The following is a 23,713-nucleotide window of genomic DNA, read 5'->3' on the forward strand; positions in this document are numbered from 1 at the left end:
CCCAACCCATCCACGCAAAGCCCCATTTCATCATTCATCACTCAACTCTCCTAATTCATCACTCATAATTCTCCCCCAATGCCTTCCGCAGAATCCCATGTGTTTCGTTTGCCCCGGCCGCTGCGGCTGGAAAACGGAGCCGTGTTGCCTCGGGTAGAGGTGACGTACCACACTTACGGCCGCCTCAACTCCTCCCGCGACAATGTGGTGTGGGTGTGCCATGCCCTCACTGCCAACTCCGACGTGCTAGACTGGTGGCCCGGGCTGGTAGGGTCAGGCTGTCACTTCGATCCACAGGACTGGTTTATTGTATGTGCCAATGTGCTTGGCTCCTGCTACGGCACTACCGGCCCGCTTACGCCTGATCCGGCAACGGGTGAGGCCACTTTTCAGCATTTCCCGTTGGTAACCATCCGGGATATGGTGGCGGTGCATGAGGCCCTACGGGAACATCTGGCTCTGGGCCGGGTGCATACGCTGCTCGGCGGGTCCCTGGGCGGACAGCAGGCCGTGGAATGGGCTGTGCAGCGGCCGGAACTATTTGACAATCTGGTACTGCTAGCTACCAGCGCCCGGCACTCGGCGTGGGGCATTGCCTTCAATGAAGCGCAGCGGCTGGCCATCTTCGCCGATGCTACTTACCACGAAGCCACGCCGGCTGGCGGGGCGGCCGGCTTACGGGCGGCCCGGGCGGTGGCTTTGCTCAGCTACCGCAGCCACGATGCCTACGGCCAGACCCAAACCGATGTCGACGACGAAAAGCTCGACGATTTCCTGGCCAGCTCCTACCAGCGGTATCAAGGTGATAAGCTGGTAGCCCGCTTCAATGCCTATAGCTACGTAACTCTGTCGCGGGCTATGGATACGCACCACGTTGGTCGGGGGCGGGGCGGCGTGCAGGCGGCCCTGGGCCGCATTCGGGCCCGCACGCTGGTGCTCGGCATTACCTCTGACGTGCTGTTTCCGCCTTCGGAGCAACAGTTGCTGGCCCGCTACATCCGGGGGGCTATGTACGCCGAAATGGATTCCCGGTACGGCCACGATGGGTTTCTGATTGAAACCGCCCAAATCACCCACTTCCTCGAACGATTCTACGTCCAGACGTATGTCCACTAACACTGCCACTGCTCCTGTATCTACCGTTTCCGTTTCGGCGGCCCAGCCGTGGCGCGTGGGCCTGATCGGCTTCGGCTGCGTGGGTCAGGGCTTGTACGATATTCTGCAACAACGCCCCGAGGCAGGTTTCACCATCGGCCGCATTGTCGTAAAAACGCCGGGCAAAGTGCGAAGCCTGCCCGCAGAGCGGTTTGAGTTCGATGCCGATTCGTTGCTAGCCGACGACTCGCTGGATGTGCTGGTAGAGGTAATTGACGACGCGGATACTGCTTTCCGGCTGGTAAGCGAGGCTCTGCGCCGGGGCCGCCGGGTTGTCACGGCCAACAAAGCCATGCTGGCTCGCCATCTGCCCGCGTTGGTACAGCTCCAGCGTGAAGGCCGGGGCACATTGCTGTACGAAGCGGCCGTGTGCGGCAGCATTCCAGTTATCCGCACCCTTGATGCCTATTTCGGGGCCGAGCCACTACGCCGCCTCACGGGCATCCTGAACGGCTCCTCCAACTACGTGCTGACCCGGATGGGCGAAGAAGGCTCCGACTATGCGCCGGCTCTGGTGGAAGCCCAGCAGCAGGGCTTCGCCGAAACCGACCCGTCACTGGATATGGGTGCCTTTGACCCGCGCTCCAAAGCTGTGCTGCTGGCCGCTCACGCCTATGGCGCTTTCCTCGACCCCGAGCAGGTGCTGAACCTGGGCATTGAGGGCATCAGCGCGGTGGATATTGCTTTTGCTGCCAGTCAGGGCCAGAAAATTAAGGTGGTGGCCGGCCTCCAGCGCCTGCCCGACGGCCGCGTGACGGTGCTGGTGACCCCACAGCTGGTGGGCCCCGAGTCGCCGCTGTACACCGTGGACCACGAGTTCAACGGCGTGGTGATTGAGGCCGATTTCGCCGGCGAGCAGTTTTTGCGGGGCCGCGGGGCCGGCGGGCACCCTACCGGCTCGGCCGTACTGGCCGATCTGGCCGCGCTGCGTCAGGGTTTCGCCTACCAGTATCCTAAAGTTGCCGAAGCGCCGGAATACGCCTCCGACCTGGAAGTGGAAATTTACCTGCGCACCGATGAGGACCGCATCATTGATCTACTCGATTTCAGTGAGATTTCCGAGGAAGCCGATGAAGATGAGTACGTAGTGGGCTACGTGGCCTTGGCCAACCTCATTCGGCACCGTGACACGCTGCGTAAATACGGCGCGTTTATCGTGCGCACCGGCCGCCTTCGCCCCGTCAGCACCGACGAGCTGGTGGCCGAGGTTTCGGCTTAGCGCCTGAAGGGCTGCGCCGCTAACCTACCCTGCCCGCAACTCTTGCCCCTAACCTATGCAAAAGCCCTTGATGTCGCTCCGACGTCAGGGGCTTTTGCATGGGTCAACCAGTCTGTAGTGTAAAGAATTTACTTCGCGTAGCGCCAAACGATGTCAGCTCAATAACACCAAACAATACGCGAAGCAAAGACTCCCCACTACTCTGGCGGCGCGGCGGCACCTGTAGCCTCCGGAGCAACCGGGGCCGGCTGCCGCACCGAATCAGGGGCAGCTTTCAGCAGATTAGGTTGCCAGACCAGAGCCGGCGCAGGCGGAAGCTGTACCATAGGGCGACGGGGCAGTAGTAAAGCCGTAGTCTGCGCTTCGCGGCGGGGATTGAGGGCTGCCGCCAGCAGAGGTCCGGGCGCGCCAGTCCCTAGCAACGGCCGTAGGAAGTCGCGCACGGCGAAGAAAGCGGAGTCGATGTACGTGGGCTCGAAGGAGTACGGGACGTGGCCCGCTCCACGCAACCGGCGCAGTACATTAGGCACGCCCACGGCATTAGCGCGCACGCGCAATGCTCCGCTGCCGTACACCAGCTGGGCCGGCAATTGCGCCCCAATGGTACCTTTGGCGTAGGGTACCAGTCCGTCGCGGGTGCCGTGCACGCTGCACAGGGGCGGGTCGCCGGCTTCCAGCCAGTTGGCCCGGGCCAGGGCACCGCACAAGTTTACCACTCCACGCGGGCGGCTGCTGTAGCCCGCGTTGCCGCCGTTACCTTCCAGACCGCCCAGCGCGGCAATATCAAGGTAGGCGGGTACTTCCGAGGGTTTATTGAGGTAGCCGGTTTGCAAAGCCATGAATCCACCGGCCGACGAGCCGCCCACAAATACGTACTGCGGATGTACCCGAAACCGCTTGGCCGTAGCAGCATCGTGACGGAAAAAGCGCACAGCCGCCCGCATATCCTGGGTGGCCCGAATAGCCGCCCGCCCAATGCCCACGGTATCAAACGGAAAGAAGTAGAGGCGGTAATCGATAGTGGCCGTGACGTAGCCGAGGCGGGCCAGGCGGGTGCAGAGAGCTGTCATGACAGCATCGTCGCGGGTGCCGGTGAGGAAGCCGCCTTCGTGGGCCAGCACCACCAGCGGCCGGCGACGTACCGTGTCGCCCACCGGTTCGTACACATCCATGTACAGCGTCTGGGGCAGGCCTAGCATGGTCGTGACGTGGGCAAATTCCACGTCGTGGCGTACCTGCACCTGCCGGAAAACCGGCCGGTGGTAGCGGCCCCGGGTAGTATCAACCGGGGCTTTCTGCGCCCAGGTGGTCAGGGGCAGTAGACAAAGCGCCAGCAGTACCAGCAGGTAATATTTCATCCGTAACAGCCCCTCCAGATCAGGCCGGTACAAAGATACTGCGTTGCTACCCAGCGGCGGAAACTTTGTCGCCGACTCTAGTCAAATACCACCCGGCGCGAAGCCAGCCCTTCGGTGCGCAACAGATAGGTACCAGCAGGCAGGTTTTCGCGTAGCACCAGCAGTTCCGGCTGCTCCCACCGGAGGCGGCGCACTATGCGGCCGGTAACATCCAGCAGCTCGGCCGGCTGCCGCCGAAACAGCTGCGCGGCGGGCCACTGCACCCGGATGGCGTCGGTAGCCGGCACCGGGAATACCTGCGGAGCCGTGGCAGCACTGGCTTTTACCGCCGTAACCGTCGCCGGCTGCCGCAGCAACGGCCGCAGAAAGTCGCGCACGAAACGCGTGGTAGTATCCAGATACGCCGCGGCCGTGGCACTGCTGCCGTTGTAGGGCACATGGCCGGCCCCTTTAAAGGTGTACAACGGATTGACTACTCCTACTGCCGTGGCCCGTACTTTCAGCACAGCGCTGCCGTACACCTTCTGGGGAGGAAGGCCGCTTCCCACGGTACCAGCACCGTAGGGTACCACCGCATCGGCAGTACCATGCAGGCTCACGAAGGGCACATTACCGGCCTCAATCCACCACGGACGGCCCAAAGCCCCGCACAGATTGATAACGCCCTGCACGTTGCTGGCGTAGCCGGGGTTGCCGCTGCTACCTTCCAGTCCACCCAGGGCGGCCAGCCCGAGGTAGGCGGGCACTTCCGAATCCTTGTCCAGATATCCGGTTTGCAGAGCCATGAAGGCCCCCGCCGACGAGCCGCCAGCGTAAATAAAGCCCGGATGAATACGGTACGCTCTAGTGGTAGCCGCGTCCCGACGAAAGAAGCGCACGGCCGCGCGCATATCCTGCGTAGCCCGGATAGCAGCCCGGCCGATATTCACAGTATCGAAAGGCAGAAACAGCAAGCGGTAGTCGATGCTGGCCGTGACGTAGCCCATGCGCGCAAAGCGGGTACAGAGCTCCACTATTTCGGCGTCACTCCTGTTCCCCGACACAAATCCGCCGCCGTGCGCAAACACCAGCAGCGGCCGACGACGTACCGTATCACCAACGGGCTGGTACACATCCAGCCGCAGATTCTGATTGTTGCCCAGGAAGTCGGTAGCCGCGCCGTACGTTACATCCTGCGTGCGGGTAACCGTGGCGAAGATGGGGCGGTAGTAACGGCCGCCGGTGGTATCAATCCGGGTTTGAGCGGCTCCCGTTCCCGGGTTCCATAGCCAGAGGAGTACGAGGGCAAGGAGAAGTTTTTTCATCTGACGGGACAATTTGACTTAGACAATATTAAATATAATTCTTTCAGAAAATAATTTACTTTTTCTGCTCTTGCAGTCAAGTCAGGAAGCAATACGCGACGCGGTTGAGTAGGTTTACGCACTAAGCTGCTACGTTTTATGCCTACCACTCCTCCTCCACTCCAACCCGGCGACCAGGTTGCCATTGTGTGTCCTGCCCGCAAAGCCTCGCACGAGGAACTCGCGGCGGCCGTAGCCACCCTCGAAAGCTGGAACCTGCGCGTGGTGCTGGGCACCAGTACTAACGTAGCGCATCATCAGTTCGGGGGAGACGACGAAGTGCGCCGCCAGGACTTCCAGCAACAGCTTGACAACCCCGAAATACGCGCCATTCTGTGCGCCCGGGGCGGCTACGGTACCACCCGCATCATCGACGGTATCGACTTCAGCCGGTTTGCTCAGGAGCCGAAATGGATTGCCGGCTTCTCCGATATTACCACCCTCAACTGCCACTTGCTGCGGCGCGGCCACCAAAGCATCCACGGCGTAATGCCGCTGCTGTTTCACCTAGAGGGCGGCTCCGATTCGCTGGAAAGTCTGCGCCGGGCCTTGTTTGGGGAGGAAATCAGCTACGCGGCCCCGGCGCACCCGCTCAACCAGTTCGGTACGGCTACCGGTGAGCTGGTGGGCGGCAACCTGAGCATTCTGCAAACCCTCACCGGCACGCAGTCGGATGTGCCCACGGCCGGCCGCATCCTGTTTCTGGAGGATATTGATGAGTACCTGTATGCCATTGACCGGATGCTGGTACACTTGGACCGTACGGGCAAACTGGCCGGACTGGCTGGGCTGGTCGTCGGCCACTTTACCAACCCTCAGGACAATACCGTGCCTTACGGTCAGAGTCCAGGTGAAATCATCAACCACTACGCCACGCACTATAATTTCCCGGTAGCTCACGGCTTTCCGGTAGGACATGAGCCCACCAACCAAGCCCTGATTGTGGGCCGGCCAGCCCGTCTGGTAGTTGATGCCCAAGGCACTCAGCTCAGCTACGTATAATCCTGTTTCGCCCATGACTACTGACATCCGGCTTCTCCCTGCTCAAGAGTTTTCCCTGCACCTCGCCAGCCTGGTTGAGTTGTTGCAGGACGCCGTAGACGCGGAAGCTTCCGTTGGTTTTCTGCCGCCCCTGGCTACTGACGAGGCCCTGGAGTACTGGAACGGCATCGGGGCGGCGCTGCCTGCGGGCCAGGTTCTGCTGCTGGTGGCGGAGGAAAATGGGGCGGTGCTGGGTACCGTGCAGCTGCATCTCGCAACCAAAGCCAACGGCCTGCACCGCGCCGAAGTATCCAAGCTGCTGGTTCACCGCAAGGCTCAGCGCCAGGGTATTGGCCGCCGCCTGATGCAGGCTGTGGAGCAGCTGGCCCGGGAACACAAGCGCTCCACGCTGGTGCTGGACACGTTGCAGGGTGCCGGTTCCGAGTTACTCTATCAGGGCCTGGGTTATACGGCCGCCGGGGCTATTCCAGCGTTTGCCCGCGTGCCCAGCGGGGCTCTGCAGCCCACCGTGGTCTATTATAAGCTACTGGCATAGCCACCTTTTCGAGCAGGAAAAAGCGCTGGATATTTGACTTCTGCTACAGAAGTCAGTGGCTTCACTTCCTCTGCTAGTGGCAACAAAAAAGGCCCTGCTCACGTCGGTCAGCAGGGCCTTTTTGGGCTTATGGCCTTGATTCATTATTCACTGTACAGCACCGTGAGTAGCGTCTGGCCCACGGCTTTGAGGGTGCGCCGGTCGATGATGCTCATGTTGTCCTGGGTGGTGTGGTGGTAGGGCTGAAACTCGCCGTTGGGCAGAAAGTCGATGATGTCGATGGTGCGGATACCGGCCTGGTTGGTGAAAACGTGGTCATCGGTGATGCCGTAGCCATCGGCAAACAGGAAATTGTCGGAAAAGCCCAGCTCAGCCGCTGTATTCCACACTTTATCCACCACGTCGCGAGCCTTCTGGCGGGACAGCTCTTCCCGGCTGAACTTGCCGCCCTTGGCTCCTACCATATCCAGCAGGATGCCGTAATTGGGCTTGTAGTTGGCCGGTAGCAGGTTTTTGGCCCAGTACTGGGAGCCCAGGCACCAAGTCTCCTGGCTGCCGAGCAGGTTCTTCTTCTCGCCCTGCGTGCTGCCGTCGTAGCCGTAGTCCTCCGAGTCGAACAAAATAAAATCGACCCCGACGCCGGGAGCCAGACTGTCCTGCTGCGCGCCCAGCACCCGGGCCATTTCCAGGGCTACCGCCACGCCGCTGGCCCCGTCAGACGCCCCATCGAGGGGCGCATTCTTCTTGTCCTTATCCTTGTCGGCAAAAGGCCGGGTATCCCAGTGGGCAAAAATGGCCACCCGGCGCGGAGCCTGAGGCATGTACTGCGCAATGATGTTGCGCGACTTGAGCATTTTGCCATCAAAAGCCATAGCCTCGAACGGCTGTTCCTTCACCGTCAGGCCAGCTTCCTTGAATTTCCGGATGATCCAGTCGCCGGTTTGGACGTGGGCCAAAGTGTTGGGCACGCGCGGCCCGAAGGCTACCTGCCGGGCCGTAAACGCGTAGGCCGAGTCGGCATTGAAATCCGGCGTCTTGGGCCCGGCAGCAGTGGCGGCATCGGTAGTTTCGGCGGTGTCTTTCTTGGCGGGACACGCCGTGAGCAGTAACAGACTGGCCAGGGCAGCCGGGGCAAGGCGGAAGAGATTCATATCAGGTGAAGGAAAGAATGTCATGCAGCAGCGTCGCCGAAGCATAGTGCGTGCTGCTGTTGCAATGGCAATTATAGAAACTATTACGCCCGGGCGAGATACTTCGGCGGTGCCGCTGCATGACGTTCAGACGCACCTTTTTACTCCTCGCTGTACGCCCAGTCGACGCCGGCTTTGGTATCCTTCACCACAATACCCTGCTGCTTGAGCGCGGCCCGGATCTGGTCTACCTTGTCGTAGGCTTTGGTGGCTTTGGCTTCCTGGTAGAACTCCAGGGTGAGGCGCAGCAGGTCTTCGGCACTGGCGCGGGGCTCATCCACTAGGCCCAGCACGTCCTGCACCAGGGTCTGGTAGGCATTGGTGGCCTCCTGCACGGCGGCGGCACTCACCGTAGCCAGCGTAGCCGGGTTGGCGGCAAAGCCATTAAGCTTGCGCAACAGATTGAACAGGCTGGCAATGGCGCGGGCGGTGTTCAGATCGTCGTTGAGGCCAGTGTAGCAGTCCTGCACCAGCTTCTGCAACTCTGCGTCGGCAGCGGCAGTATCGGGGGCTTTGCCTTCGGCCACCGGAGCCACCGTGCGGGCCCTGATAACGTCCGGTGACAGGCTGAATTCACGCAGTTTTTCCAGCAGACGCAGGCCGTTCATGAGCTTGCGGTAGCCTTTGCGGGCCGCTTGTAAGCCCTCGTCGGTAATGTCTACGGTGCTGCGGTAGTGAGCCTGCAGCAGGAAGAACCGGGCCGTCATGGGGGAGTAGGCCTGGGCCAGCGTGGCGTTGCTGCCGTCGAAGAGCTGGCTGATGGTGATGAAGTTGCCGAGGCTCTTGCTCATCTTGGCCCCGTTCACCGTAATCATGTTGTTGTGCATCCACACCCGGGCCTCGTCGGTGGGGTGGTTGCAGGCCTGGCTCTGGGCAATTTCGCACTCGTGGTGGGGAAACATGAGGTCCAGCCCGCCGCCGTGAATGTCGAACTCGGCCCCGAGGTACTTGCGGCTCATGGCCGAGCACTCCAGGTGCCAGCCGGGAAATCCGTCGCTCCAGGGCGAGGACCACCGCATGAGGTGGCGCTCATCGGCCTTTTTCCAAAGGGCAAAATCCAAGGGGCTGCGCTTTTCCTCCTGACCGGCCAGGTTATCGCGGGAGCCGGCCAGCAGCTCTTCCACCACGCGGTTGGAGAGCTTGCCGTAGCCCCGGCCGGCCGCGTTGTACGCCGGCACATCGAAGTACACTGAGCCGTTGGACTCGTAGGCAAATCCGTTCTTGATGATTTCCTCCACCATCTGAATCTGCTCGATGATGTGGCCACTGGCCCGGGGCGTGATATCGGGAGGCAGGCAGCCCAGTACCTCCATATGGTTCTGGTAGAGGTTAGTATAGCCCTCGGCTACCTGCATTGGCTCTACCTGTTGGGCCCGGGCAATTTTCCCGATTTTGTCTTCGCCTTCGTCAGCGTCGCCTTCCAGGTGGCCGACATCGGTGATGTTGCGCACGTAGCGCACCGTGTAGCCCAGGTGGCGGAGGTAGCGCGTCAGCACATCAAACACCACTGGTCCGCGGGCGTTGCCAACGTGGGCCTCGTTATACACCGTAGGGCCGCACAGATACACCCCTACGAAGGGCGCATTGAGGGGTTCGAACGGGGCTTTCCGGCGGGTAAGGGTGTTGTAGAGCGAAAGTGGGTGCTGCATGGGTGCAAAAGTAACCGCAGTTTTTGCAGAATGGGTGGAGGGCACAGATTTTATAACCCGAACCGGCAGCCAGCGCGGCATCGGCCTTGCATAACCGCGTTGCGGGCAGAACGGCGGCAGAATGCGCTAAAAAACAGGTAACAAAGTTTTAAACCCAGCACAAGTAGTACAAAACTTCCGGTGTGCAGTCTATAAAGTTCAGCATTCAGTATGTAGGCTCAACCAAACAGTATATAACAACAGAATATTTAGCGCTTGGCTGCCGCCTTTTGCAGTTGATAAGTGGCTGTGGTAGGAAAGTGGTCAGAATACGGTATTTCGTAGTGGACCCAGAAGTCGTTGACAGTAAAGCGGGGGCTGGCAAACTGGTTGTCGATGCGCACGAAGGGCAGGCGGCCGTTGTAGGTACTACCCACGCCGTTGCCCACGGTGGCCCAGGCGTTCTGGAAGTGGTCAGCCAGCTGGTCGTAGCTGTAGCTGTAGGGCACGTCGTTGAGGTCGGCGCAGAGCAGAATGGGGTAGCGGCACCGCTCGAAGCGGCGCACCAGCGTATCCACCTGCCAGTGTCGGGCAATGGCTCCACGCTTAAATCGGCGCAGCAGCCCTACGCCTTTCTGCTTGAGGCCAGCCTTGCTGGAGTAGCTGTCCACAATGTCCTTCTCATCCATGCTCATACTCTGCAGATGGAAGCTGTACACCCGAATGGTGTCGCGGGAAGGCAGCTGCACATCGGCCCACATGGCGTGGTTCTGCGTTAGCTTACCGAAGTGGATGGTGCCTTTATTAACGATGGGGAAACGCGAGAACATAGCCATGCCAAACTCGGCCCCGGCACTGTTGGTAAGCGTTTTGGACAGAAACGCCTCCCGCCCGGCGTCGCGCCCGATTTTCTCGATACTGCGGAACACCTGCCCGTCGCGGCTACGGGTCCCGGCGGGCTCGTTGTAGAACTCCTGCAGGCACAGAATATCGGCCGGGTTTTCCTGTAGCCACTGAATCATAGCCCGCGACGACTGCAGCCCCTCATTACGCAGCTGCGGGTACACATTAAAGATGCGCACATTCGCCGACAGCACCTTCACAATGGGGCCACTTGCCCCGCCCGCAGCCTGCGGAGCTACCCGCAACGGGTGCAGCGCCAGCCCCCGCTGAAAATGCGGCCAGGTAAGTACCGCCAGAGCCAGTGGCAGGAGGGCTACTGGCCAGCGGCGCAACAGCCAGTAGCCTATCAGCAGCAGATTCAGGGCCAGGGCTACCGGCAGCGTGAGGGCCCCGAAAATAGCAGGCCAGAAGGTGTAGGCCGGAATCTGGGCGCAGGCAATAGCCGCCAGCACCCATCCCATTACCAACACGGTACTTTTAAAGGCAAACGAACGACGCACAGGCAACCTTTCAGAGGCAGAGTTGATCAGGCTGGCAAAGGTAGCCGTTCCGCAGCAGCCCGCCGCCCCGGTAAGTGGCCTGAGTTTTGCGCGCTGCGTTGCGTACCTTTATTTTCCTTTATTCATTGCGTGTATGCCCCGACTTTCTACCCTGATTTTATTGCTCTTATACCCGGCTTTTCTGCAGGCCGCGCCGCGCCCGGCAAAGGCTCCGGAGCCGGATAAAAGCCTGGAATTTGTGGAGAACAAAGGCCAGTGGCCCGCGCCGGTGCGCTACCAGGCCGAGCTGCCCGGGGGGCGGCTCTACCTCACGCCGGGCGGCTTCACCTATTCCTTTCTGGACCCGGCGGCCCTGGCGGCCAACTCCCATCAGCACGAGGCCGGCCCGGCGGCTCCGCGCCAGCCGGAACCGGCCGCACCGTTGCGCGGCCACGCCTACAAGGTTACGTTTGAGGGCGGCAACGCGCAGGCGGTGGTGCAGGCGCAGCAGCCTACGGCCGGCACCCGCAACTACTTCCAGGGCAGCAACCCGCAGCAGTGGGCCAGCGAAGTACACGGCTTCCGGCAGGTGCACTACACCAAAGTGTACCCTGGTATTGATGTGCAGGTATACGAAAATCAGGAGCAGCACCTGGAATACGACTTCCTGCTGGCCCCCGGCGCCCGCCCCGACAATATCCGGCTGCGCTACACCGGCCCCGAAGCCGTACGCCTCACCCCGGAAGGCCACCTGCTGATTCAGACCTCCGTGGGCAACGTAACGGAACAGGCCCCCAGAGCCTGGCAAACGCTGCCGTCCGGCGAGCGAAAGGCCGTGAACTGCCGATTCGAACTGCGTAACCAGACGGTGCGGTTCGTGTTGGGCAGCTACAACTCCAAGCTCCCGCTTACCATCGACCCTACTGTGCTGTTTTCTTCGTTTACCGGCTCTACGGCCGATAATTGGGGCTTCACGGCGACATACGACGCGCAGGGCAACATGTACTCAGGCGGCGTGGCGTTTGGGGTGGGCTACCCAACCTCATCGGGGGCTTTTCAGACTTCCTTTGCCGGGGCCGGTGACGTGGCCATTATAAAGTACCGCATGACCACCTCGGGGCCGGCCGCGCGCATCTACGCTACTTACCTGGGCGGCAGCAATACCGATGCGCCACATAGCTTGGTAGTAAACGGCCTAGGAGAATTAGTTATTCTGGGCACCACCGGCTCGGGAAATTTCCCGGTGTCGGCCGGGGCCGCGCAACGCACCTTCCAGGGCGGTTCCGGCGTCAATCCGCTGGGAGGCGGGCTCACGACTCCGATGGGCTACAGCAACGGCTCCGACCTATTTGTGACCACCCTCAGTGCCGATGGCTCCCGCATGGTGGCATCCACGTACCTGGGCGGCACCAGCAACGACGGGCTGAACCTCAACCTGGTCAATAACTACGGTGACCCATTCCGGGGAGATATTCTCACCGATGGCGACAATAACGTGTACCTAGCTTCTGTCACGCAGAGCAACAACTTCCCAACGGCGCAGCCCGTGCAGGCCACCCGCCAAGGCACTTCCGATGCGGTAGTGTGCAAACTGCCGCGTTTGCTCAACCAGTTACTCTGGAGCACTTATCTGGGTGGCAGCGGGGCCGATGCGGCCTTCTCGGTCCAGCTCACGGCCGACCGGCACCTCTACGTGGCCGGTACCACCGACAGCCCCAACTTCCCTACCGTGACGGGGGCGTTGCAGCCGCAGGCATCGGGTGGACGGGACGGTTTTGTGGTCTGCCTGACTCCGGCCGGCACCGCGTTGCGCTATGCTACGTACCTGGGCACCGCCGCCGCCGACCTGGCCTTTTTTCTGCAGCTGGACGCCAGCGGCGACGTGTACGTGCTGGGCCAGACCAGTTCCAATGCGTACCCCATTACCCTGGGCCGGTATGGTATCCGAGGAGCGCACCAGTTTATTCATAAGATCAACGCAACCCTCAGTACCACTGAGTACAGCACCACTTTCGGCTCTGCGCTGTCGGGATACGACATTTCGCCCACGGCTTTTCTGGTCGATGATTGTGAGCGGGTATACGTGTGCGGCTGGGGCGGCATCAACAACGCCGGCTTCGGCGGCGGCTCCACCCGCAACCTGCCAGTCACGTCCGATGCCGTGCAGGCTGCTACCGATGGCAGTGACTTCTACCTGGCTCAGTTTCGGGCGGGCATGACGGGGCTGGAGTATGCTACCTTCTTCGGGGAAAACGGCGGGCGAGGCGAGCATGTGGACGGCGGCACTTCGCGCTTCGATAAGAAAGGCGTTGTGTACCAGGCCGTGTGCGGCGGGTGCACTGGTACCCAGGGTTTCCCGCGCCCACCCGGCGCCAACTATTACACCACCACCAACGCCAGCACCAACTGCAACAATGCCGCCTTCGCCATAAGCTTCGGGCTGGTGGTTGCCGACCCAGGGCCTACCCGCTACGTGTGCGTGGGCAGTGCGCCGGTGGTGTTAGGCGGGCAGCCCAGCGGTGGTACCTGGACCGGCCCCGGCGTTACCCAACTCAGCAACGGCACCTTCCAGTTTCAGCCCACTGCGGCCCTGGTGGGGCGTAATATTCTCCAATATTCCGTGCAGACAACCGGCATCTGCCGGAGCACCCGGCCCCTGCGCATGATTGTGACGCCAGAGCTGACCATGAACATCAGTCCGGTACCGCCGCAATGCGCCAATGGAGCGCCCGTAACCCTGCAGGCCACGCCTGCCGGTGGCACCTGGAGTACCACCAAAGGATTGACCGGCAACGTGTTCAACCCGCAACAGGCCGGGGCGGGCACCCACACCCTCACCTACTCCTACTCCGATACGCTGGGGTGCGGCACCGCCACTCGTACCGTAGTGGTCAATCCACTTCCTCAGCCCGAGGCTGGCCCCAACCTTACCTTCTGCGCGTATGAGACCCAGCCGGTGCAGTTTACCGGAGCCACCCCGGCCGGGGGTACCTGGAGCGGCACCGGCGTCACGCCGGGCGGGTTATTCACCCCACCCAATACCAACCTGCGCGGCGGCATTTTCACACTTTCTTACTCCGTCACGGAAAACGGCTGCACCGCTACCGACACCCGGCAGGTACTGCTGGCCCCTTCCCCCGCCGTCAACTTCCCGCTTAGTGTGCCGGAGTGTACCAGCTTTCCGCAGTATACCGGCTTGGCTCCCTTCAACTGTCCCTTTGAGCCCGTGCTGACGGGCGGCACCTACGTGTGGGATTTTGGTGACGGCAGTCCCACATCAACGGAGGAGAAGCCGGTGCATCTGTTCGAAAACCCCGGTACCTATTCCGTGAAGCTCACGGCCCGCTACGCCAACTGCACCGTAGAAACCAGCTTTGTGCCGGTGGTGGTAGGCGAGGTGTTCGTGCCCAACATCATTACGCCCAACCACGACGACAAAAACGAAACCTTCATTCCGCGCTTTAGCTGCCGACCCGCTACGTTGCGGGTATTCTCGCGGTGGGGGAATAAAGTGTACGAAACCGATAACTACCGTAACGACTGGCGGGCCGATGCGCTGGCCGATGGCCTCTACTATTATCACCTTAAAGATGCCGAGGGCCGCACCGTGAAAGGCTGGGTAACAGTGCAACGATAAATACCAGTTTAATGCCTTGGAACAGGCAAACGCAAGCCGGATAACGTGTAGCTTTGCTGCTATTACTGTTATCCGGCTTGCTGCGTATATGAAGCAATTGTATCTGTTTGTTTGCCTGTTATGGCTGCCTAATCTGCTGGCCCGGGCCAGTGCCCCTACCCCCGACCGGCACCTGGAGTTTATCGAGAACAAAGGCCAGTGGCCGGCGCCCGTCCTGTACGCGGCGGATGTGCCTGGTGGACGGCTTTTCCTGGAGCCTGGCGGCCTTACTTATGCCCTCACTACCGGCTTTCCGCACCCGCATACGGCTACACCCCGCGCGGGAAGTACTCCTGAAGCCTTCCGAGTCCATGCCTTGCGGGTGGAGTTTGTGCAGGCCGCGCAGCCCGTGGTGCTGCCGTCGGCAGCTACCGGGGAAATACGCAACTACCTGCGCGGCTCCGACCCTTCCCAGTGGGCCACGCACGTAGCAGGGTTCCGGCAGCTGCAGTACCGCAACGTGTGGCCCGGGGTTGAGGTAAAGTTCTATGAAAACCAGCAGCAACAGCTGGAATACGATTTCGAGCTGGCCCCCCAGGCCCGGCCGGCTACCATCCGGCTGCGCTACCACGGAGCCGATGCGCTACGCCTGACGCCCGAAGGCCACCTGGAAATCCAGACCTCGGTAGGAACCTTACGGGAATTAGCGCCCAAAGCGTGGCAGCTGAATGCCAATGGCCAGCGCCAAGCCGTGCCCTGCGCCTACGTGCTACACAACCAGGAAGTAAGCTTCCATCTGGGCAAGTACGACTCAAGCCGGCCGCTGATTATCGACCCGACGGTGGTATTTTCCACGTTTACCGGCTCTGCCACCGATAACTGGGGCTTCACGGCCACCTACGACCAGCAGGGCAACCTCTACTCCGGCGGCATCGTCTTTGCGCTGGGCTACCCTACCAGTCCGGGCGCGTACAGCACGCAGTTTGCCGGTGCCACCGATATTGCCCTCATCAAGTACAACACAACGGCCCGCGGCCCGGCCGCCCGGGTGTGGGCCACCTATCTGGGCGGCAGCGGGGCCGATTTTCCGCAGAGTCTGGTTGTAAACAGTCTGGGCGAATTGCTGATCCTGGCGGCTACCGGTTCCAACAACTTCCCTGTCACGGCCAGCGCGCTGGACCGCACCTTCAACGGGGGCTCGGCCATCAATCCGTTTTTCGGCTACGCTCCCTCCAATATGCCCGAGGGGTCCGATCTGGCGGTGGTACGGCTCAGTGCCGATGGCTCCCGGCTGGTGGCGTCTACGTACCTGGGCGGGGCCGGCAACGAAGGCGTGCTACCTAATACCAGCTTCGGCTTCAACCTGCTGCGCAACTACGGCGACCAGTTTCGGGGGGATATTCTGGTGGATGCGCAGAACAACGTGTACCTGGCCTCAAATACCTCTTCCTCAGATTTCCCGGCGCGCAATAACTTCCAACCCTACACCCCCGGCCTCAACGCGGTAGTTTCCAAGCTCACGCCCAGCCTCGACCAAGTAGTATGGAGCAGTCAGCTGGGCGGCAACCAACCAGATGCCGCTTACTCCTTGCAACTCGATGCGGCCGGTCGGCTGTACGTAGCCGGAGGTACCACCAGCCCCAACTTCCCGGTAACGCCCGGCACCGTGCAGCCCGCCCAGCGGGGCGACGCCGATGGGTTTGTCGCCCGCATCAGCAGTTCCGGCTCGGTACTAGAAAAAGCAACGGTGGTGGGCACGTCGGCTTATGATCAGGCCTATTTTGTGCAGCTTGACCAAAGCGGCGGCGTATACCTGCTGGGCCAGACGATGGGTGCTTACCCTACCGTGGGCAACCGCTACGGCGTGGCCAACAGCCGCCAGTTCATTCACAAGTTCAACGCCGACCTGACCACTACCGAGTTTGCTACCACTTTCGGCAGCGGCCGGGCAACCATCGACCTCTCGCCCACGGCGTTTCTGGTAGACCAGTGTGAGCGAATTTACGTGAGCGGCTGGGGCGGGGGCAACAACGTCGGCTACGGCAACGGCAACGTACTGGGCATGCCTACCACTACTAACGCCACGCAGCGCACCACTGATGGCAGCGACTTTTACCTGCTGCAACTCTCCGCCGGGGCCCGTAACCTCGATTACGCTACCTTTTTCGGGGGTACCAGCCAGGACCACGTAGATGGCGGCACTTCCCGTTTCGATCCGCGCGGAGTAGTGTACCAGGCCGTATGCGGGGGCTGCGGCGGCTCCAGCAGCTGGCCTATTCCGCCGGGAGCCGGCTATTATTCGACCTTTAATGCCAGCGTTAACTGCAACAATGCCGCTTTCAAATTCAATTTTGAAACCGTTGATGTAGTAGCCGGCACCGACCAGACCGTGTGCGTGGCCTCCGCCCCGGTCCCGCTGCAAGGCAGCCCGGCCGGCGGCATCTGGACCGGGCCGGGCGTGTCGGGGTCCGTGGCGGCGGGCTTCGTGTTTACGCCTACCCAGGCATTGCTGGGCACCCAAACGCTTACCTACACCGTTACCGGCGTGGGGCCGTGCGGCGGGGTTTCGTCGCTTCGCCTCACAGTGGTTCCGTCGCCCCCCATTACCTTTACCGCTCCGGCCCAGACCAGCTTCTGCTTGGGTCCGACCAACCCGGCTCCGGTGACGCTGAGTGCCACCCCAGCGGGCGGCACCTTTTCCGGGCCGGGCGTAAGCGGCAACCTATTCATTGCCTCGTTGGCTGGCCCCGGAACGCACACACTGGTGTACACCGTCAATGCCAGTGGCTGCCGTCTGCAAACCACTCGAACCGTCACGGTAACCCAAGCCTTTGCCGGGGCCAGCCTTAACGTCTGCGCCGGAGCCGGGCCGCAGGCGCTTACGGGTACTCCCGCAGGTGGTGTCTGGACGGGGCCTGGTGTTGCCACGTCAGTGACCGGGGGATTCACCTTCACCCCAACAGTCAGCTTACTGGGTATCCAGACGCTTACATACACGGTTACCGCACCCGGGGGCTGCACCAGCAGCAGCACGATGCAGGCCTACGTGCTGCCGGTGCCCACCTTCACTCCCCCGGTACTGCCCGCTTACTGTACCACCAACACAACGCCAATACTCCTGCCGAGCGTGGCTTACTGGGGCGGCCCCGGCGTACAGGGACCGAGCAGTATGGGCTTCACCTTCCGCCCTTCGTTGGCCGGAGTTGGCACGCACACGCTCCTGTACCGTACCGGCGGCGGCCTCTGTGACTACACCGGAACCATCACCGTTACCGTCAGCGCCCCCATCAGCGTAAACGCCGGCCCCGACACTCTGCTCTGCCCCGGCACTACCCGCCCGTTCCGCCTGCGTGGCACTCCGGCCGGCGGAACCTGGAGCGGCTCCGGCATTACGCCTGATGGCGTTTTCACACCCTCAGTGAGCTTCAGCGGAAGCAGCACGCTGACCTACACCGTTCCTGGCGTATGTCTGAATACCGGCTCCCGGCGCGTGAGCATAGCAGCCCCCCCGGCCACTGCCCCCGTATGGACGCCCGCTGGCTGCCCCGAAAACCGCTTGAGCCCGCTTACACTCACCTTCAGTGGCGGTGCCCCAACCTCCAGCTGGGAGTTTGGCGACGGTACCCCCGCCATTACCGGCAACACCGTCACGCACACGTACACCCAGGCCGGCACCTATCAGCCACGAGTCACTACATCCTTCAATGCCGGCCGATGCACTGAAACCGCTAGTCTGCCCACCGTGGAGGTAATTGCCACTGAGCTGCCGCCTAACATCATCACTCCCAACCACGATGATAAGAACCAGTTTTTCGTTGTTCGCACAGCTTGCCCGGGGCAGCTGCAGGTATTTTCGCGGTGGGGCAACAAGGTTTTTGAAGCGGCCCATTACCTCAATAACTGGGATGGAGCCGGCCTGCCCGATGGCGTGTATTACTACCTGCTGCGCACTCCCGACGGCCATGCCGTTAAAGGATGGGTTACCATCCAGCGCTGAGGGTTTGAGGCTTGCTTTTGGCGGTTTCTTATCGTATATTTGCACCAGTAAGCTACAACACGAACTGAGGGGACGGATAGTCCCCTCTTTCTTTTATCACCCGTTGCCTCGCCTATGAAACTTGACCGCGCCCGCCTTTCCGAATTCCTTGAGAGCAGCCTGCCCATCAACGGCAACCTGTTTGTCGTGGATTTGGCCGTGTCGGATGCCATTCGCCCCAAAGTCACCGTCACACTCGATGGGGAACAGGGTCTGGGTATCGACGAGTGCGCGCAGGTAAGCCGTCGTTTGGCCCGCCGCATCGAGGAGGAATACGGTGAGGAGCTTAGCTACACGCTGGAAGTCACGTCGCCCGGAGCCGATCTGCCGCTACGTGACCCGCGCCAGTATACTCGCCACATCGGCCGTACACTGGCCCTTAAACTCCAGGATGGCACCGAGAAGACCGGTACCCTGGAAGCGACTGAAGCCACGGGCATTCAGTTGGCTGAAGTAGTAAAAGAAAAAAGCAAGAAGAAGATCCTGCCTCCCGTGCTGGTTCCCTTCACCGATATCAACGAGGCCAAAGTGGTCATTTCGTTTAAATAAGTATCACCAACGTGCATTGATTTCTCAGATTTGTTGTTCTCCTGATCCGGCTACTCCAGCTACTGGGAACCTGACAACAACTCCTTGAAAATCATCTGCAGGAAGCTGTGAAACCAAAAAAATCAGTCTAAATCAGCGTTTATATGAACAGCAACGTCCTGATTGAATCGTTTGCCGAATTCGCCCGGTCGAAAAACATCGACCGGCCCACGATGATGAGCATTCTGGAGGAAGTGTTCCGCACGATGATCCGTAAGAAGTATGACGACGACTCTAACTTCGACGTGATTCTGAACGTGGACAAGGGCGACCTGGAAATCTGGCGTAACCGCGAAATCGTGGACGATAACTCAGAGGATATCTGGGACTTCGACAAGATTCCGCTGGCTGAAGCCCAGAAGATTGAGCCCGACTTCGAGATTGGCGAGCAGGTAGCCGAAGAGGTGAAGCTGGAAGATTTCGGCCGCCGTGCCGTGCTTATGGCCCGCCAGACGCTGATTCAGCGCGTAAAAGACCTGGAGCGCGACAACCTCTATCAGGCCTACAAAGACCAGGTCGGTGAAGTAGTGGTAGGCGAGGTCTATCAGGTATGGGGCCGCGAAGCCCTCATCCTTGATAAGGACGAGAACGAACTGGTGTTGCCCAAAGGCGAGCAAATCCCGAAGGACCGCTACCGCAAAGGCGACAGCATCCGGGCGGTGGTACACCGTGTGGACGTACTAAACGGCACGCCCAAAATCATCCTCTCCCGCGCTGCTCCCGCTTTCCTGGAGCGCCTCATGGAGCAGGAAGTACCCGAAATATTCGACGGCCTCATCAGCATCAAAAACATCGTGCGTGAGCCCGGCGAGCGGGCCAAAGTGGCCGTGGAAAGCTTCGATGAGCGTATTGACCCCGTTGGTGCCTGCGTAGGTATGAAAGGCTCCCGTATCCACGCCGTGGTGCGTGAGTTGGAGAATGAAAACATCGACATCATCAACTACACCGATAACCTGGAGCTGTACATCGCCCGGGCTTTGTCGCCGGCCAAGCTCACGTCGATGAAAATCAACGAACAAACCGGTCGTGTTTCGGTGTTCTTGAAGCCCGATCAGGTGTCGCTGGCCATTGGCCGGGGCGGCGCCAACATCAAGCTGGCTTCGCGGTTGGTAGGCATGGAAATCGACGTCTTCCGCGACGCCGGTGATTTTGAGGAAGATATTGCCTTGGACGAGTTCCAGGACGAAATTGAAGGCTGGATTTTGGAGGAGCTGAAGAAAATCGGCCTCGACACCGGCCGGTCCGTATTAGCCGTGAGCAAAGAAGACATCGTGCGCCGCACCGAGCTGGAGGAGGAAACCGTAGAAGAACTCTTCCGCGTAATCCGCCAGGAATTTGAGGACAGCGCCGACGAAGAACAGCAAGAAGAAGCACCAAATTCCGGCGCCGCGCAATGAGTGCGCGGCGGCCGGTACGGCAAGGGCGTTGAGATTGAGCCGGGTGGCCTGATTTCAACGTCGCCCGGCAAGATTTAAGTTAGTACCTTTGCACCAAGATAAGAGTATCGTTCGCGAGCATAGAATGGCGGAAGCAGCAACCAAACGGCTGAATCAGGCGGCCAAAGACCTGAACGTTGGATTATCCACCATCGTGGATTTTCTGGCGGGAAAAGGGCATTCCATCGAAAACAAACCCACGACAAAGCTGTCGTCCGAGCAGGTTTCCCTGCTGGAGAAGGCTTTTGCGTCGTCGGCGCAGGATAAAATGGAGGCTGCCAAAGTAAGTCAGGCCAAGCGCCAGAGCGAGCTGGAAGCGGCAGCGTCTCAGGCCGCCCATGCCCGCGCGGCTGAACCCGCCAAACCGGCCCCGGCACCAGTTGCTCCGGCCGTTAAACCGGTTGCCCCGGTTTCTGCCCCCACGGCCCAGCCGGCTCCGGTAGCCGAGGTGCCCAAGCCAACTCCCGCTCCCATTCCCGCACCGGTCCCCACGCCAGTTGAGGAACCGGCACGGGTACCGGGCCTGAAAGTGCTCGGCAAAATTGAGCTGGATGCCAAAGGCCGCCCAGTGCGTCCGGCCGCTCCTCAGCCTGCAGCCGAGGCCCCTAAGCCTGCACCGGCAGCAGAAGCTCCCAAAGCTCCCGAGCCCGTTAAAGTGCCGGAAGCTCCCAAGTCGGCTCCCGCGCCGGTAGCTGAAGCCTCCAAGATGCCTGAGCTAGCCAAAGCAGCGGAAGCTCCCAAGGCTCCCGCTGCTCCGGTTACTGACGCTCCTGAAACGCCCAAGGCCCCGGAAGCACCCAAGCCTGCGCCGGTAGCTGAAGCTCCGAAAGTAGCAGCCGTGACGGCCGCCGCGCCGGAAGCTGTTCCAGCGGCTCCCGAGGCCACGGAAGAAGGCACCATTGTAGCTAAAGCCGATCAGTTGAAAGGTCTGACGGTGCTCGGCAAGATTGAGCTTCCCCTTGATTCGTCGCGGCGTGGTGGTGGTGGTGGCCGCGGGGCTCGTCCCGTTGCCTCATCTGATGTGCGCAAGAGCGGCCTGGGTGCCGGTGCCGATAAAAAGAAGCGTCAGCGCATTCCCATGTCAGGCCCCGGCCAACAGGGTGGTGCCACTAACGGGCCTGGCCAGCAGGGCGGCGGCAACCGCCCCACCGGCACTGGTCCGATGGGCGGCAACCGTCCCGGCGGCCCCGGTGGAAACCGTCCGGGTGGTCCCGGCGGAAACCGCCCCGGTCAGCAGGGCGGTGGCAACCGTCAGCCGGCTCCGGCCCTTACGCCTGAGCAGAACGACAAACAGATTCAGGAGCAGATCAAGGCCACGCTGGCGAAGCTCAGTGGTGGCCGTGGTGGCCAGCAGCAAAACCGCGCCAAATACCGCCGCGATAAGCGCAACATGGCCGCGGAGGACCGCGAGGCTCTGCGGGCTCAAAACGAGCTAGATGCCAAAACGCTGAAAGTAACCGAGTTTATTTCGGCCAACGACCTAGCGTCGTTCATGGATGTATCGGTGAATGATGTGATTAAGGTATGCCTGAACATGGGCATGTTCGTATCCATCAACCAGCGCCTCGATGCCGAAGCCATTACGGTTATTGCCGACGAGTTTGGCTACGATGTGGAGTTCCTGTCCGCTGAGGAAGAGGATACCACCATCGAAATTGAAGACAACGAAGAGGATCTGCAGCCGCGGGCTCCCATCGTGACCATTATGGGTCACGTCGACCATGGTAAGACCTCCTTGCTTGACTACATCCGAAGTGCGAGCGTGGCAAAAGGCGAAGCCGGCGGTATCACCCAGCATATCGGGGCCTACGACGTAATGACCAAATCGGGTAAGCGCGTCACTTTCCTTGATACGCCGGGTCACGAAGCATTTACCGCTATGCGTGCCCGTGGTGCCAAGGTGACGGACATTGCCATCATCGTGGTAGCAGCCGACGACTCAGTAATGCCGCAGACGAAGGAAGCCATCAACCATGCTCAGGCTGCTGGGGTGCCTATCATCATTGCACTTAACAAGATTGACAAGCCTGGCGCTAACCCCGATAAGGTCCGCGAAGAACTGTCGGTTGTGAACGTGCTGGTGGAAGAATGGGGGGGTAAGTACCAGAGCCAGGAAGTATCGGCCAAAACCGGTATTGGTATCGACGACCTGCTGGAGAAAGTCCTGCTGGAAGCCGAGATTCTGGAGCTGAAAGCCAACCCGGACCGCAACGCGGTAGGTACGGTTATCGAAGCCTCGCTTGATAAAGGCCGGGGCTACGTGACCACCATTCTGGTGCAGACCGGCACCATGAAAGTGGGCGATATGGTACTGGCGGGGCCGCACTTCGGCCGCGTGAAGGCCATGACCGACCACCGGGGCAAGAAGATGAAACAGGCCGGCCCGGCAACTCCGGTGCAGGTATTGGGTCTGACAGGTGCGCCCCAGGCCGGTGACAAGATTCAGGTGATGGAAACGGAGCGCGAAGCCCGCGAACTGGCCACCCAGCGTCAGCAGCTGGCCCGTGAGCAGAGCATGCGCACCAAAAAGCACATCACCTTGGACGAAATTGGTCGCCGTCTGGCTATCGGTTCGTTCAAGGAACTCAACGTCATTGTGAAAGGCGACGTGGATGGCTCGGTGGAAGCACTGGCCGACTCCCTGCTGAAACTGAGCACGCCGGAAGTAGCCGTGAACATCCTCAGCAAAGGCGTGGGGGCCATTTCGGAAACCGACGTGTTGCTGGCCTCGGCCTCCGACGCCATCATCATCGGCTTCCAGGTACGTCCCTCGCAGAGTGCCCGCAAGCTGGCCGAGCAGGAGCAGATCGACATCCGCCTCTACTCGATTATCTACAACGCCATCAACGAGGTGAAGGATGCTATGGAAGGCATGCTGGCCCCGACGGTGAAGGAAGTTGTGGTAGCTAACGCTGAGATTCGTCAGGTGTTCAACATTACCAAAGTGGGCACCATTGCCGGCTGTATGGTAACGGACGGCACGTTCACCCGCAAAACCAAGGTTCGCCTCGTGCGCAATGGCATTGTGGTGTACTCGGGCGAAATCCAGGACCTCAAGCGCTACAAAGACGATGTGTCGGAAGTACGCCAAGGCTACGAATGCGGTATCTCGCTGAAAGGCTTCAATGACCTCCAGGAGAATGATAATATTGAAGGTTTCGAAGAGCAGGAAGTAAAACGGACGCTGTAAGCACCGTCTGTTCTTTCACTTTTCCTACCAACGCA

General features: G+C 60.7%; 14 protein-coding genes. 9 read left to right on the forward strand and 5 right to left on the reverse strand.

What is annotated here, in order from left to right:
• Window positions 1-78: 78 nt before the first annotated feature.
• Window positions 79-1,116 carry a homoserine O-acetyltransferase MetX gene (metX, locus tag HSW_RS19325; protein ID WP_052346632.1) on the forward strand — a complete coding sequence of 346 codons (1,038 nt, stop codon included), beginning with the start codon at window positions 79-81 and terminating at the stop codon, window positions 1,114-1,116.
• Window positions 1,106-2,374 (forward strand): homoserine dehydrogenase, encoded by a 1,269-nt coding sequence (locus HSW_RS19330; RefSeq protein WP_052346633.1) that lies wholly within the window; start codon window positions 1,106-1,108, stop codon window positions 2,372-2,374. Before metX ends, HSW_RS19330 begins: the two co-directional genes overlap by 11 nt.
• 197 nt (window positions 2,375-2,571) lie before the next feature.
• Here HSW_RS19330 and HSW_RS23125 read toward each other — a convergent pair whose 3' ends face one another.
• On the reverse strand, window positions 2,572-3,732 hold the full coding sequence (locus HSW_RS23125; RefSeq protein ID WP_052346634.1) for an alpha/beta hydrolase: 1,161 nt from the start codon (window positions 3,730-3,732) through the stop codon (window positions 2,572-2,574).
• Window positions 3,733-3,809: 77 nt separating this feature from the next.
• Complete coding sequence (locus HSW_RS23130; protein ID WP_052346635.1) at window positions 3,810-5,036, reverse strand: alpha/beta hydrolase; 1,227 nt, start codon at window positions 5,034-5,036, stop codon at window positions 3,810-3,812.
• 138 nt (window positions 5,037-5,174) lie between these two features.
• Here HSW_RS23130 and HSW_RS19345 point away from each other — a divergent pair, with 138 nt between their 5' ends.
• Both HSW_RS19345 and HSW_RS19350 read left to right on the forward strand, forming a co-directional pair.
• The gene (locus tag HSW_RS19345) at window positions 5,175-6,077 is read left to right on the forward strand and encodes a S66 peptidase family protein (protein ID WP_044003359.1); all 903 of its coding nucleotides are present in this window, start codon (window positions 5,175-5,177) and stop codon (window positions 6,075-6,077) included.
• Window positions 6,078-6,090: 13 nt separating this feature from the next.
• Window positions 6,091-6,612 (forward strand): GNAT family N-acetyltransferase, encoded by a 522-nt coding sequence (locus HSW_RS19350; RefSeq protein WP_052346636.1) that lies wholly within the window; start codon window positions 6,091-6,093, stop codon window positions 6,610-6,612.
• A 143-nt stretch (window positions 6,613-6,755) separates the two neighbouring features.
• Here HSW_RS19350 and HSW_RS19355 read toward each other — a convergent pair whose 3' ends face one another.
• From HSW_RS19355 to HSW_RS19365, 3 genes are all read right to left on the reverse strand, one after another.
• Entirely contained in the window at window positions 6,756-7,763 is a 1,008-nt protein-coding gene (locus HSW_RS19355) for a M28 family peptidase (RefSeq protein ID WP_044003360.1), read from the reverse strand.
• Window positions 7,764-7,903: 140 nt separating this feature from the next.
• Window positions 7,904-9,451: a cysteine--tRNA ligase gene (cysS, locus tag HSW_RS19360; protein ID WP_044003361.1), complete on the reverse strand. Its 1,548-nt coding sequence runs from the start codon at window positions 9,449-9,451 to the stop codon at window positions 7,904-7,906.
• 248 nt (window positions 9,452-9,699) lie between these two features.
• Entirely contained in the window at window positions 9,700-10,833 is a 1,134-nt protein-coding gene (locus HSW_RS19365; protein ID WP_044005162.1) for an endonuclease/exonuclease/phosphatase family protein, read from the reverse strand.
• Window positions 10,834-10,966: 133 nt separating this feature from the next.
• Between HSW_RS19365 and HSW_RS23135 the strand changes: the two genes are divergently transcribed.
• From HSW_RS23135 to infB, 5 genes are all read left to right on the forward strand, one after another.
• Entirely contained in the window at window positions 10,967-14,449 is a 3,483-nt protein-coding gene (locus HSW_RS23135) for a DUF7948 domain-containing protein (RefSeq protein WP_052346638.1), read from the forward strand.
• A gap of 88 nt (window positions 14,450-14,537) precedes the next feature.
• A complete protein-coding gene (locus HSW_RS23140; protein WP_052346639.1) occupies window positions 14,538-18,425 on the forward strand; it encodes a DUF7948 domain-containing protein in 3,888 nt (1,295 codons plus the stop codon).
• Window positions 18,426-18,539: 114 nt separating this feature from the next.
• Window positions 18,540-19,013, forward strand: a complete 474-nt coding sequence (locus tag HSW_RS19380; protein WP_052346640.1) for a ribosome maturation factor RimP — start codon at window positions 18,540-18,542, stop codon at window positions 19,011-19,013.
• Between the two features lie 143 nt (window positions 19,014-19,156).
• Window positions 19,157-20,449 (forward strand): transcription termination factor NusA, encoded by a 1,293-nt coding sequence (nusA, locus tag HSW_RS19385; RefSeq protein WP_052346641.1) that lies wholly within the window; start codon window positions 19,157-19,159, stop codon window positions 20,447-20,449.
• Between the two features lie 124 nt (window positions 20,450-20,573).
• Window positions 20,574-23,678, forward strand: a complete 3,105-nt coding sequence (infB, locus tag HSW_RS19390) for a translation initiation factor IF-2 (RefSeq protein WP_044003363.1) — start codon at window positions 20,574-20,576, stop codon at window positions 23,676-23,678.
• Window positions 23,679-23,713 lie beyond the last annotated feature (35 nt).

Origin of the sequence: Hymenobacter swuensis DY53 (assembly GCF_000576555.1) — a bacterium.
Lineage (GTDB): Bacteria > Bacteroidota > Bacteroidia > Cytophagales > Hymenobacteraceae > Hymenobacter > Hymenobacter swuensis.